This window comes from Kitasatospora acidiphila, from assembly GCF_006636205.1.
Lineage (GTDB): Bacteria > Actinomycetota > Actinomycetes > Streptomycetales > Streptomycetaceae > Kitasatospora > Kitasatospora acidiphila.
This window is the reverse complement of sequence record NZ_VIGB01000003.1, coordinates 7,150,157-7,162,514: the sequence shown is the minus strand read 5'-3', so window position 1 is coordinate 7,162,514 and position 12,358 is coordinate 7,150,157. Positions and strand designations below refer to the sequence as shown.

Here is a 12,358-nt window from a genome sequence, read left to right as displayed (position 1 = left end):
CACCCGCATGCGGGTACTGGTGATCGGCGGTACGGGGTTCCTCGGCCACCACGTGGTGGCCGAGTTGGCCTCCCGGGGCCATGCGGTGTCGGTGCTCTCCCGTACGCCGTCGCCCGATCCGGGCCGGTTGACGGGCGACGTCGACCGGCTCACCGAAGGCGAGTGGGCCGAGCTGCTCGACGGCCACCAGGGCGTGGTGTTCGCCACCGGCGCCGACGACCGCAGTACGCCGCGCCGGCCGGCCGCCGCCCACTTCCACGCGCACAATGTGGCACCGGTGCGGCGGCTGCTGGCGGCCGCCCGCCGGGTCGGGGTGGAGCGGGCGGTGCTGCACGGCTCCTACTTCACGGCGTTCCACCGCCGCCGGCCCGAGCTGCGGTTGGCCGCCCGCCATCCGTACATCCGCAGCCGGGTGGCGCAGGCGGCGCAGGCCCGGGCGGCGGCCGGGCCCGAGCTGCCGGTGGCGGTGCTGGAGATCCCGTTCGTCTTCGGTGCCACGCCCGGGCGGCGGCCCCTGGTCGCCCCGCTGGTGCCCTGGCTGCGTTCCGGGGCTCCGCTGGCGGCCCCGCCGGGCGGCACCGCGGTCACCACCGTGGGCACCGTGGCCCGCGCCACCGCCGACGCGCTGGAGAGCGGATCCGGGGCCGATCTGCCCATCGCCGACGGCAATCTGACGTGGCGTCAGCTGCTCGTCGAGCTCGCCGCCGCAGCCGGTCGGCCCACCCCGCCGACGGTGCTGCGACTCCCGCCGGCCGCGCTCGGCGCCGCCCTGCGCGGGGTCGGGGTGGTCCATCAACTGACCGGCCGGGAGGGCGGCTTGGCGCCCGAGCACCTCGCGGCGCTGCTCACCCGCGAGCTCTTCCTGGAGCCGACCGGCGACGGCGACCTGGCCGCGGCGCTGCGCGAGACCGTGCGGGCGAGCCTCAAGAACGCGAGCCCTCGCAAGCCTTGAGAGCGCGCGCCTCAAGAGAGCACCCGGCGCCGGAAGTTCCGCAGCCCGAGACTGAGGAAGAGCACGCAGAAGCCGATCAGCACCGGGTAGACGACATAGAGGTGCATGTGTTCGGTGTCGGTGAGCCCGGCCCGCATGCCCTCGGCGATGTAGATCAGCGGATTGACCAGCACCAGGACCTGCAGCCAGTGGAAGCCGCCGACGTGGACGGCGGAGAGCTTGGTCCACTGGTAGTAGGTGCCGCCCAGGAAGACCAGCGGCAGCACCACGAAGCCGAACATCAACCCGATGTTGCGCGGTTCGAAGGTGGTGCCGAGCACCAGCCCGAGCGAGGTCATCGCCAGGCAGGCCAGCGGGATCAGGGTGACCACCACCCACCAGTGCACCGACAGCCGGGCGTGCACCCCGGGCGCGTGCACCACTGCGGCGATCGGGAAGACCAGCACCGCCGAGATCATGCCCTGGGTGGCCCCGGAGAGCACCCGGGACACCGCGACCAGCCAGAGCGGGCAGGGCGCCTGCACCCGGTCCTCGATCTCCCGGGTGTAGCCGAACTCCTGGGAGAGCTGGATCGCCACCGACTGGATGCCCTGGAACATGATGGTCACCGCGACCACCCCGGGCACCAGCACGGTCGCGAAGTCCGACTCCCCCGTCCGGCCGCCGCCGCTGCCCACGCCCTGCCCGATGGTCGGGAAGACGTACAGGAAGACGAAGACCAGCAGCAGCGGCTGCATCAGGGTCCGGCCGGCGAACTCGCCGAAGTTCTTGAACAGCACCCGCAGATCGCGCTGGATCAGCGCACTCAGCGCCGAGCGGGAGGCGGCCGGCACCGACCGCGCCGGCGTCACCGTGATCATCCTGTCGACGGCCATCAGTCCCGCAGTTCCTTTCCGGTCAGGCTGATGAAGACGGTCTCCAGGGTCGGGCGGCCACCGAGAGGTCCGCCACCTGGAAGCCGCCGCCCTCGGCCGCGTTCAGCACCCGCGGCAGCAGCCGGTTGCTGCCGGCCACCGTGACCTGCAGCTCCACCCCGCCGGGCAGCAGCCGGGTGCGGTTGACCCCGTCGACCTCGCGGGCCAGCAGCCGGGCCAGCTCGGCGGGCTCACCGGGTGCCTGCACGGTCACCACGGTGTCGGCGTCCACCGCCTGCTTGAGCGCGGCCGGGCTGTCCAGGGCCAGGATCCGGCCATGGTCGATGATCGCCACCCGGTCGCAGAGCTGATCGGCCTCCTCCATGTTGTGGGTGGTCAGCAGAATGGTCTGCCCCTCGGCGATCAGCCCGGACAGGATCTCCCAGAGGGCCAGTCGGCTCTGCGGGTCCAGGCCGGCCGTCGGCTCGTCCATGAAGAGCACGGCGGGGCGGTGGAAGATCGCCCGGGCCACCATCAGCCGCTGGGCCATGCCGCCGGAGAGCGCCCGGACCGGGGAGTCGGCCCAGCGGGCGAGGTGGAAGCGGTCCAGCAGCTCGTCGGCGGTGCGGCGGGCCGACCGGCGGGAGTAGCCGAACAGCAGGCCGTGGAAGAACAGGTTCTCCCGCACGGTCAGCGAGCGGTCCAGGGTGTTCTGCTGCGAGACCACCGCGATCACCTGCTTGACCAGGGTGGACCGGCCGACCACGTCGATGCCGCCGATCCAGGCCTGCCCGGCGGTCGGCACCACCCGGGTGGTGAGCATGCCCACCGTGGTGGTCTTGCCGGCGCCGTTGGGGCCGAGCAGGCCGAACAGCTCGCCGTGGCGCACCTGGAGGTCCAGTCCGTCGACGGCCGGGGTCTCGGACTTCGGATAGATCTTGGTCAGTCCCGCTGTGCGAATCACCGCCTCGTCCACCGCAGGCACCTCCTGATCCTTTCTCCACGATGCGCCCGCCGCCCGCAGACCGGCAAACCGGCGCCCGGCGCAGTGCCGCGCGCCCTCAACTGGCCGATAACGCCCCCTGGTTGAGGAGTGATCTGCCGTCTACCGTCAGTAGCCAGGCCTACTCCCGGAGGAACCCGTGTCCCTCGACCCCAGCGACGCCGCACCCACCGAAGCCCTCATCCCGCTGCACTGCCGCCAGGCGATGCAGGCCGGCCCGCCCGAGCTCACCACCCTGCTCACCGGCACCCCGGTCTACCTGGTCCGCCGCCACGCCGACGTGCGCCAGGTGCTCACCGATCCGCGCCTGGACCGGGCCACCTGTACGCCCCCGACGCACCCCCGCTCACCCCCTACCCCAACCTGCTGGACGACCCGGAGGGGCTGCTCAACCTCGACGGCCAGGAGCACCAGCGGCTGCGCCGCACCGTGCAGCGCGCCTTCACCCCGCGCGCCATCGCCCGCTGGCGGCCCTGGGTCGCCTCCGTGGTGGAGGACCTGGTGAGCCGGCTGAGCGACGCCGCCCAGCCCGCCGACCTGATCAGCGCCTTCTCCCGCCCGCTGCCGGTCGCCGTGATCAGCCGCCTGATGGGCCTGGACGGCCTGGACCTCAAGCGGCTGGCCTACTGGAGCGACCATGCGCTCTCCGCCTCCGCCTACACCCCGGAGCAGGTGCAGGACGCGATCGTCGACTTCCTCGCCTTCGGCACCGCCCTGGTGGCCAAGCGCCGCGCCGAGCCCGGCGACGACCTGGTCAGCTCGCTGGTGCTGGCCGCCGACGAGGACGGCGAGGTGACGGAGCACCAGATCGTGCGGCTGGTCATCGGGCTGGTGGTGGCCGGCCACGAGACCACCATGACCTCGCTCGGCAACGCGCTGGTCTACCTGCTCGGCGACGGCCGGGACGCCTGGGAGCAGCTGGCCGGCGGCGAGGACGAGGCCGGCGCGGCCGCCGAGCAGCTGCTGCGCAGCGTGCCGCTCGGCGAGAACAAGGTGCTGCCCGGGCTGCTGCGCCGGGCCAAGGAGGACGTGGAGATCGGCGGGGTGCTGATCCCGGCCGGCGCGGTGGTGGCCGCGGACACCTTCGGCGCCAACCACGATCCGCAGGTCTACCCGGCCGACTGGCAGGCGGAGCTGTTCAACCCGGTGGGCACGCCGCACCTGACCTTCGGCGCCGGCCCGCACCACTGCCTGGGCGCCTGGCTGGCCCGGATGGAGCTGGAGCTGGCCCTGCACCGGCTGGCCCGCCGGCTGCCGGGGCTGCGGCTGGCGGTGCCGGTGGCGCAGATCGAGTGGCGACGGGGCCTGCTCACCCGCAGCCCGCTGACCCTGCCGGCCACCTGGTGAGCGCCCAGGACGCCCAGCAGGGCGAGCAGGGCGGCCTGACGGTGTCCGTGGACCGGCTGCGCTGTGCGGGTACCGGGCTCTGCGTGGCCAGCGCCCCCGATGACCTGGCCCTCAGCGACGGCCGGGCCCGCCCGCTGCGGGCGCGCACCGACGCGCTGGACGAGGTGGTGGAGGCCGCCGAGCTCTGCCCGATGGAGGCGATCACGGTGCGCCGGGCGGCGACCGGCGAGCAGCTCGCGCCGTGACGGCCCGGGTGGGGGCGGCCGATCGAGGCCGCCCCCACCCTCAACCCATCAGCGCAGATCGGCCGGTTGGCGACCCGTCAGAACGGCGAGCGGCGCTGCCTGGCTCGCCGCCGCCCTGGGCTGCTGGCCGGCCGGCAGCGCGCCGGTCCCGCCGACCAGCGGCAGCCGCAGCTCGGAGTGGCTGAGGTCCACGGTGAGCGTCGGCTTGGTGTCCGGCGGGTCGATCAGGCCGTTGTCGGTGCCGGCCACGATCAGCGCCAGCCGGTGCCCGGCCGGGACCACGTGGTCGGTCGGCGACAGGTGCACGGTCATCCGGTACGGCGTGCCCGGGGTGAGCGGCCGGCCGTGGTCGAGCGAGGCGTAGTGCCCGAGGTCGATCCAGCCGCGGCTGAAGACCGTGGCACCGACCTGCGAGGTGTCGGCGGCGGTGTCCAGGAAGCAGCCGGTGTCGCCCGGGGTGCCCTCGCCCCAGCAGGAGCGGGTGGTCAGGGTGCTGATCCCCTCGCCCGAGCCCAGGTAGTTGCGGATCGCGGCGGGCCCGATGTCCACCAGCACCGCGCTCAGATGGGCGCTGGTGGTGCTGGAGCCGACCGTGAGGGTCAGGTCGCCACTGCCGGACATCCGCACGTCGTGGTCGAGCGCCCGGGTGCTGAACACGGTCTTGTCGGGGGTGCTGCGGTCGACGTCGGCGGCCCAGGCGTTCTCGTCGCGGCTCGGGTCGTCGGTGAAGGCCGTGGTGCCAGAGTTGGTGGAACTGCCGCCCAGGGTACCGGGGTTCAGGTGCACGGTGGTCAACCGGGTCCCGGGGGCGGGCCACTTGGCGTCGGTGGACCACTGGTCGGGGGCGCGCTCGATGTCGGCCATCGGCTGGCGGTCGATGCCGTTGTCGACGCCCATCAGGTAGTGGTCGAACCAGCCGTGCAGGGTGTCCACCCAGGCCGAGCGCCGGTAGTCGAACGGGTCGACGTGGCCGGTCTGGGAGAGCCAGATCTTGCGCGGCACCCCGCGGGCGGCCAGCGCGTCCCACCACTGCCCGAAGTGCACGGTACGGACGTTGAGGTCCTGCTGGCCGTGCACCACGAAGACGCTGGCCTTCACCTTGTCCGCATTGGCCACGTAGTCGCGCTGCTGCCAGAACGAGGTCCAGTCGCCGCTGTAGGGGGCGCCGGCGGCCAACTCGCCCTGCGTGGTGGCGCAGCGCGCGGTGGTGGCCGGGTCCTCGACGTAGCCGGCCAGGTCGGCGGGGGTGCCCGGGTAGAGCGGCGCGCCCTGCGAGCGGTAGTAGTCGTACCAGGAGCTGATCGCGGAGATCGGCACGATGGTCTTCAGGCCGTCGACGCCGGTGGCCGCCACGCCGTTGGCGATGGTGCCGTCCCAGGACTTGCCGATCATCCCGACCGAGCCGTCGGCCCAGGAGGCCTTGACCTCGGTGCCGCCGGTGCGCGAACTGTGCGCGGTGGCACGGCCGTTGATCCAGTCGATGACCGACTTGGCACCGGCCACCTCAAGCGGGCCGCCGACGTCCTCGCAGCCGTCGGACCGGTTGGTGCCGGCCAGGTCGACCAGCACCACCGCATAGCCGCGCGGCACGAAGTAGTTGTCGTAGTAGAGCGGGAACTGCACCGGCTGGCCGTTGGCGTCGTAGGTCTTGACCTGGCTCTCGTTGCCGCGCCCGCAGCAGGAGTAGTACGGGCTGGCGTCCATGATCACGGGTATCCGGCGGCCGTGGGCGGCCGGTTCCCGGGGCCGGATGATGTCGGCGGCGACCCGGACGGGCGCGCCGTCGACCACGGTTCCGGTGTCGACCCAGACGCTCTCCCGGATGGCGTCGGTGTAGGAGTAGACGGGCTGGCTGGCCCCGTTGTGCACGGAGCCCGCCCAGGCGGTGCCGACCGGGCCGAGCAGCGCGGCGGCGAAAGCGAACAGCACGGTGGCGATGACCGCCATCGAGGGTAACCGGTGGTGTCTCATGCCCGGGGACCGTACCCAGGCCCCGTCATGTTGACTCGTCAGCTCGGCGCGACCGGCCGTGGACACGGCTGCGGCCCGGTCCGGGGACCGGGCCGCCCGCCGGGTTGGTCACCGGCGGTCACAGCGGATAGCTGGGCACCTTCCCGAGCTCGTCGATCTCGATGTGGGCCTTGTCCAGCAGCTGCCGGGCCAGCTCCTGCAGTGCCCTGGCCGCCGCGACCTCCTCGCCGACCCGCAACTGCTCCGGGTCGGAGGGGTGGCGGCTGGTGTCGCCGCGTGCCCTCAGCTCCCGTCCGTCCGGGAGTCTGAGCATGGCCGCCGCCGCGGTGTGCGGGGGCTCCTCCATGAACTCCACCTCGATGTGCCATCCGACCAGCGTCTTCGTCATCACCATCACCTCCACTGGTACCCCTCCAGGATGCACCCGCCGGGCCGCACTCGCTCACGGACGGTGAACGGGAATTCCGCCCATGTGGACGCACCGTCACACGTTCGCACGCAATGTAGTGGCAGCCGACCGCCCGGCAGCTGACGGTGGAGCAGAAGCCCGCGGATGTCCCCCGCCGACCGACTGTCGGCCCGTCCGTGTGCGCGTTGGAAAGGGAAATCCACACCATGCGTCGTGTACAGCACCTCGCCCTCGCCGGTCTCACCGCTGCTGCGCTGAGCCTGGCTCCGGCTGCCATCGCCTTCGCCGACACCACGCCCGGCGGCGCGGTCTCCGAGGTCCCGTCCTCCGCGGCCTCGTTCTCCGCGGCCCCGTCCTCCGCGGCCTCCTTCTCCGCGGCCCCGTCCTCGGCGTCCTCGTTCTCGGCGGCCCCGTCCTCTGCGGCCTCGATCTCCGGGGCCCCGACCTCCGGGGCGACGGTGGACGACAACATGAAGGCCAGTGACCAGCAGCTCAGTGGCCAGAAGCTGGACGACCAGAAGCTCAGCAGCCCGAAGCTGGACGACCAGAAGCTCGGCGTCCAGAAGTCGGACGACAAGCAGCTCACCGACCAGAAGTCGCTCGACGACCAGAAGCTCGGCGGCCTCAAGGCGGACGACAAGCAGGTCGCCGACAAGGACCTCAGCGGGCTGACCGCCAAGGACAACGCCCCCGCGGACGACCAGGCCAACGCCGACCAGCGCCCGCACGGCGGCGTGCACACCGGTGGCGGCTTCGGCGCGCTGGCCGGTGACAACAGCCTGGCCACCGGCACCGTGCTGCTGACCGGCGGTCTGATCGTCGGTTTCGTCGCGCTGCGCCGCCGCAAGTCCGCGGGCGCCCAGTAGCCACCCCGCACGTGGTCCGGCCGGCGGTCTCCCCCGGCCGGACCACCCGCCCCGCGCGCCGGCCCGCCCGTCCCCTCGGGCCCGGCGCGCGGCGGTGCTCCCGCCCACGGCCTCCGCACGCCGCCCGCCCGCAAGCCGCCCGCAAGCCGCACGCACGCCGCACGCACGCCCAGAAAGGTCCGGCCATGCGCCTCCAGGTTCCGCCCGACGGCGATCCCGCTCCGTTCAACGACAAGCTGAGCCGTCGGCGCCGGAACGCGCTGCTCGCCGCGCTGCTGTCCTGCCTGCTCGGCCTGCTGATGATCCACCGCTCGGCGGACCCGCGCCCGGCGATGCCGCCGCTGCCGCAGGCCGCCGCGCAGGCCGCGGGCAGCCCGAGCGCCCAGGCCTCGGCCACCGCCCGGCGGACCTCCCCGGCGATCGTGGTGCCGGATGCGAAGCCGGTCCGGCTGTCCATTCCGGCGATCGGCGTCAACGCCCCGTTCACCGGCCTCGACCTGGGCCCGGACGGGGTGCTCAACGCCCCGCCGCCGAGCGACACCAATCTGGTCGGCTGGTACCAGGGCGGCACGGTGCCGGGCAACAAGGGCCCGGCGATCGTGCTCGGCCATGTCGACACCAAGACCGCGCCCGCGGTCTTCTGGGGTCTGAGCACGCTCACCCAGGGCAACACCGTGGACATCGACCGGGACGACAAGGTGACCGCCACCTTCACGGTGGACAGCGTGGAGGTCTTCGCCAAGGACGCGTTCCCGGACGACCGGGTCTACGGCAAGACCAAGGACGCCCAGCTGCGGATGATCACCTGCGGCGGCGCCTACGACCGCCAGCGCAGCGACTACACCGCCAACGTGGTGGTGTTCGCGCACCTGACCGGCCTGCGCGAGACCTGAGAGCCCTTCGGCAAATCGGCGAACCGGCCGCGCCGCCAGGAGAACTGACGCATCATCGGTCAGTAGCCGTCCACCCGCTCCTGGAGGCCGTGCGATGACCGCCCCCGTGTCCGTGCCCGACTGGTTCGCCGAGGCCGTGCTCTACCAGATCTACCCGCAGTCGTTCGCCGACTCCGACGGTGACGGGATCGGCGACCTGCCCGGGCTGACCGCCCGGCTCGACCACCTCGCCGACCTCGGGGTCACCGCGGTCTGGCTGAGCCCGTGCTTCGCCTCCGAGTTCGGCGACGCCGGCTACGACGTCGCCGACTACCTGGCCATCGATCCGCGCTACGGCAGCAACGCCGACCTGGTCGCGCTGGTGGCGGCCGCCCGGGAGCGCGGCATCCGGTTGCTGCTCGACCTGGTGGCCGGGCACACCTCGCACCGCCACCCGTGGTTCCAGCAGGCCGTCCACGACCCGGCGGACGACCGATACATCTGGTCGGACCGGATCACCGCCCCGGTGCACTCCTGGATCCCCAACCAGGGCCGCCGCGGCGGCTTCTACCGGGCCAACTTCTATCCGATCCAGCCCGCGCTCAACTTCGGCTACGCCCGCACCGACCCGGCCGAGCCCTGGCGCAGCCCGGTGGACGCCCCGGGTCCGCGGGCCAACCGGGCGGCGCTGCGGGAGATCATGGCGCACTGGTTCGAGCTCGGCGTGGCCGGCTTCCGGGTGGACATGGCCTCGTCCCTGGTCAAGGACGACCCGGAGCACGCCCAGACCGCCCGGTTGTGGCGCGAGCTGCGCGACTGGCTGGACGAGCACTACTCCGACCGGGTGCTGATCGCCGAGTGGGGCGACCCGGCCCGGTCCGTCCCGGCCGGCTTCCACGCGGACTTCTTCCTGCACTTCACCGGTCGCGGCCTGCGTTCGCTCTGGGACAACGGCACCGGCAGCCAAGGCAGTTGGGCGCACGGCGAGCCCTGCTACTTCGATCCGGCGGGCGGCGGCTCGATGGCCGAGTTCCTGGCCGCCTGGCAGGAGGCCGAGCGGGCCGTCGACGGGCACGGCCTGGTCGCGCTGCCCACCGCCAACCACGACTTCTCCCGGCTGGTCTGCGGCCCGCGCACCCGGGAGCAGGTCGGCTGCGCGTTCGCCTTCCTGCTCAGCTGGCCCAGCCTGCCGGTGATCTACTACGGCGACGAGATCGGGATGCGCTACGTGCCGGGCCTGCCGGAGAAGGAGGGCAGCCAGCTCGGCACCGAGGCCCGGCAGGGCTCGCGCACCCCGATGCAGTGGGACGCCGCGCCGAACGCCGGGTTCTCCACCGCCGATCCGGCCGCGCTCTACCTGCCGATCGATCCGGACCCGGCCCGGCCCGACGCCGCCGCCCAGCGCACCGACCCGGACTCGCTGCTCCAGCAGGTCCGCCGGCTGATCCGGCTGCGCCGCGACACGCCCGAGCTCGGAACCGGTGGCAGCGTGACCGTGCTGCACGACGGCTATCCGTTCGTCTACCGGCGCGGGCGCCATCACCTGGTCGTGGTCAATCCGCGGCGGGAGCCGGTGGAGCTGGTGCCGACCGAGCCGGTGGGCCCGGTCACCGGTCTCGTGGTGCGCGGCGCGGCGGTGACGGACCGTCTGATCAGGGCGAACGGCTTCGGCTACGGCGTCTTCCGGATCGAGCCGAGCGACGCCCGCCAGGGCGTCCGGGCCTGACGGACCGCCGACGTTCGGATCGCTGTCCGATTCCAGCGTATTTATGCTGGTTGTCGATGACAGTCGACCGCCGCAGCATCCTGCGCACCACTGCCCAACTGGCCACCCTGACCGCGGCCGGCGAGCTGCTGACCGGCTGCGGCCAGGAGGCCGCCACCGGCGCCGGCGGGCCGCACTCGGCCGATCCGCAGCCGAACGGCGGCTCGCCGCTCGATCCGAACCGGATGCCGCACGCCAGCCCGACGGCCAGCCCCACCTCGCCGGGCAGCGCCCCGCCGTTCGCCGCGGCGCTGCCCGCGCTGGCCCCGAACACCCCGCAGGAGGTGGTCTCGGGGCCGCGCGACCGCCCGCAGGTGGCGCTGACCTTCCACGGCCAGGGCGACCCGGCGCTGGCCATGGCGCTGCTGGCGGCCGCCGAGCAGCGGGGCGCGCGGCTGACCGTGCTGGTGGTCGGCAGCTGGCTGGACCAGCAGCCGCAGCTGGCCGGGCGGATCCTGGACGGCGGCCACGAGCTGGGCAACCACACCCTGAACCACCTGGACCTGGCCACCCTCGGCCCGGACCAGGTCTATGCCGAGATCAGCGGCTGCGCGGACCGGCTGCGGGCGCTCACCGGCTCGATCGGCCGCTGGTTCCGCCCCTCCGCCGCCCAGTTCGCCACCCCGGTGGTCAGGAAGCAGGCGAAGAAGGCCGGCTACGACCACTGCCTCTCCTACGACCTGGATCCGATGGACTACGCGGACCCGGGCGCGGAGGCGGTGCAGCGGCGGATCCTGAGCGGGATCAAGCCGGGCTCGGTGGTGGCGCTGCACATGGGGCACAAGGGCACCGTGGACGCCCTGCCGGCGGTGCTGGACGCGCTGCGGCAGCGCGGCCTGAGCGCGGTGACGGCCAGTCAGCTGTGCAGCTGACCGGCCGCCGGTGGGGCTGGTGAGCCGCCGTCAGAGCGTGCGGCCGAAGTGCGCCGCCGCCAGGTCGAGGGCGGCGGTCACGCTCGGCTCGTTGTCGTAGAAGTCGAACTGGCCACCGGTCAGCCAGTGCAGCTCGTTCGGCGCGGTCAGGCCGGCGTGGAAGCGCTCCACACCCTCCGGGATCGCGGCCTCCCGGCTGTGCACCAGCAGGGTGGGGACGGTCACCTCGGGGGCCACCGCGATCGGGTCGAAGGTCAGCCAGTCGGCCCAGCTGAGCACGGCGAACCGGTTGGGCCACTGCGGGACGGCGCCCCGGGAGCTGTCCAGGTAGTAGTCGAAGTTGCCGTACATGGGCGACCGCTCGTCCTCCGTGCTGGCGGTCGGCACGTAGTCCACCTCGCCCGTCTGCCGGTACTTCTCGGCCGCCGCCTCGCCGCGCGCGATCAGCCCGGCGACCACCTCCGCGCCGCCGTAGAGGCCCGCCAGCACCTCGGCGTTGTGCAGCCAGGGCGCGATCATGGCCTGCGACCGGAAGCCCGCGCCGCGTGCGGAGGCCACCGCGGTGTACCCGGCGCCCGCGCAGACGCCCAGGCCGCCGATCCGGTCGGCGGCCACGCCGGGCAGCGAGCGCAGGAAGTCGGCGGCGACGGCGATCTCCGCCACCTTGCCGGCCGGGTTCTCCCAGTCGCGCGGCGTCCCGTCGGACTCACCGGAGCCGGAGAAGTCGAAGGCGAGTGCGGTGTAGCCCGCAGCGGCCAGCCCGGCGGCGTAGCGGGCGGCCATCTGCTCCTTGACCGAGGTCCAGGTGCCGGTGACCACGACGGCCGGCGCGGGGGCGGCCACGGCCGCGGTCGGACGGTAGAGGTTGCCGACGAGCTTGGTACCACCACTGGTGAAGGTGACCTTCTCAGGGCGGATGAGGTCGGACACGATGTCTCCCTCCGGGGAAGTGGGGAAGTGCGGAAACTGAGGCCGGGCCACCCGAGGGCGCACCACGGCCGACTCACCACAAGCCAAGCATAGACAAAATCTTTGACAACGCGTCAATGTGACCAAGTATTGAGTTATCTTGCATAGTTGGACCTCGTAACCGGATTTCTGCCCATCTGATTTGACCAAGAACTTGACTGTGTCAGGCACGGGCTGTTTGCCTCGACCCCGCAGGGTTCTCCACTGCACAAGCAGCCCTCGCCGCACCGCAC

The 12,358-nt window shown here is 72.9% G+C and carries 11 protein-coding genes and 1 pseudogene; 7 read left to right on the top strand and 5 right to left on the bottom strand.

Features of this window, described 5'->3' with window-relative positions; genetic code table 11:
• Positions 1 to 7: 7 nt before the first annotated feature.
• A complete protein-coding gene (locus E6W39_RS33915; protein ID WP_141636732.1) occupies positions 8 to 952 on the top strand; it encodes an NAD-dependent epimerase/dehydratase family protein in 945 nt (314 codons plus the stop codon).
• Positions 953 to 963: 11 nt separating this feature from the next.
• Here the strand turns inward: E6W39_RS33915 and E6W39_RS33910 are convergent, their stop codons facing one another.
• Complete coding sequence (locus E6W39_RS33910) at positions 964 to 1,827, bottom strand: ABC transporter permease (RefSeq protein WP_141636731.1); 864 nt, start codon at positions 1,825 to 1,827, stop codon at positions 964 to 966.
• 22 nt (positions 1,828 to 1,849) lie between these two features.
• On the bottom strand, positions 1,850 to 2,791 hold the full coding sequence (locus E6W39_RS33905; protein ID WP_220140301.1) for an ABC transporter ATP-binding protein: 942 nt from the start codon (positions 2,789 to 2,791) through the stop codon (positions 1,850 to 1,852).
• Positions 2,792 to 3,014: 223 nt separating this feature from the next.
• Here E6W39_RS33905 and E6W39_RS33900 point away from each other — a divergent pair.
• Positions 3,015 to 4,156 (top strand): annotated as a pseudogene (locus E6W39_RS33900) (cytochrome P450).
• The gene (locus E6W39_RS33895; protein ID WP_181799568.1) at positions 4,153 to 4,401 is read left to right on the top strand and encodes a ferredoxin; all 249 of its coding nucleotides are present in this window, start codon (positions 4,153 to 4,155) and stop codon (positions 4,399 to 4,401) included. The pseudogene E6W39_RS33900 and the gene E6W39_RS33895 overlap by 4 nt, the downstream one beginning before the upstream one ends.
• Positions 4,402 to 4,449: 48 nt before the next feature.
• Here the strand turns inward: E6W39_RS33895 and E6W39_RS33890 are convergent, their stop codons facing one another.
• Both E6W39_RS33890 and E6W39_RS33885 read right to left on the bottom strand, forming a co-directional pair.
• A complete protein-coding gene (locus E6W39_RS33890; RefSeq protein ID WP_228718482.1) occupies positions 4,450 to 6,372 on the bottom strand; it encodes a Xaa-Pro dipeptidyl-peptidase in 1,923 nt (640 codons plus the stop codon).
• Positions 6,373 to 6,490: 118 nt separating this feature from the next.
• The gene (locus E6W39_RS33885) at positions 6,491 to 6,766 is read right to left on the bottom strand and encodes a DUF1876 domain-containing protein (protein ID WP_141636729.1); all 276 of its coding nucleotides are present in this window, start codon (positions 6,764 to 6,766) and stop codon (positions 6,491 to 6,493) included.
• A gap of 221 nt (positions 6,767 to 6,987) precedes the next feature.
• Between E6W39_RS33885 and E6W39_RS39965 the strand changes: the two genes are divergently transcribed.
• The 4 genes from E6W39_RS39965 to E6W39_RS33860 all read left to right on the top strand — a co-directional run bounded on the left by E6W39_RS39965 (position 6,988) and on the right by E6W39_RS33860 (position 11,156).
• Positions 6,988 to 7,647 carry a hypothetical protein gene (locus E6W39_RS39965; RefSeq protein ID WP_181799567.1) on the top strand — a complete coding sequence of 220 codons (660 nt, stop codon included), beginning with the start codon at positions 6,988 to 6,990 and terminating at the stop codon, positions 7,645 to 7,647.
• A 185-nt stretch (positions 7,648 to 7,832) separates the two neighbouring features.
• Positions 7,833 to 8,540 carry a class F sortase gene (locus tag E6W39_RS33870; RefSeq protein WP_141636727.1) on the top strand — a complete coding sequence of 236 codons (708 nt, stop codon included), beginning with the start codon at positions 7,833 to 7,835 and terminating at the stop codon, positions 8,538 to 8,540.
• A 94-nt stretch (positions 8,541 to 8,634) separates the two neighbouring features.
• Positions 8,635 to 10,245 carry an alpha-amylase family glycosyl hydrolase gene (locus E6W39_RS33865; RefSeq protein WP_141636726.1) on the top strand — a complete coding sequence of 537 codons (1,611 nt, stop codon included), beginning with the start codon at positions 8,635 to 8,637 and terminating at the stop codon, positions 10,243 to 10,245.
• A gap of 56 nt (positions 10,246 to 10,301) precedes the next feature.
• Positions 10,302 to 11,156, top strand: coding sequence for a polysaccharide deacetylase family protein (locus E6W39_RS33860; RefSeq protein ID WP_141636725.1), 855 nt, complete (start codon positions 10,302 to 10,304; stop codon positions 11,154 to 11,156).
• Positions 11,157 to 11,186: 30 nt separating this feature from the next.
• Here the strand turns inward: E6W39_RS33860 and E6W39_RS33855 are convergent, their stop codons facing one another.
• Positions 11,187 to 12,086 (bottom strand): alpha/beta hydrolase, encoded by a 900-nt coding sequence (locus tag E6W39_RS33855; RefSeq protein WP_220140300.1) that lies wholly within the window; start codon positions 12,084 to 12,086, stop codon positions 11,187 to 11,189.
• Positions 12,087 to 12,358: the final 272 nt, after the last annotated feature.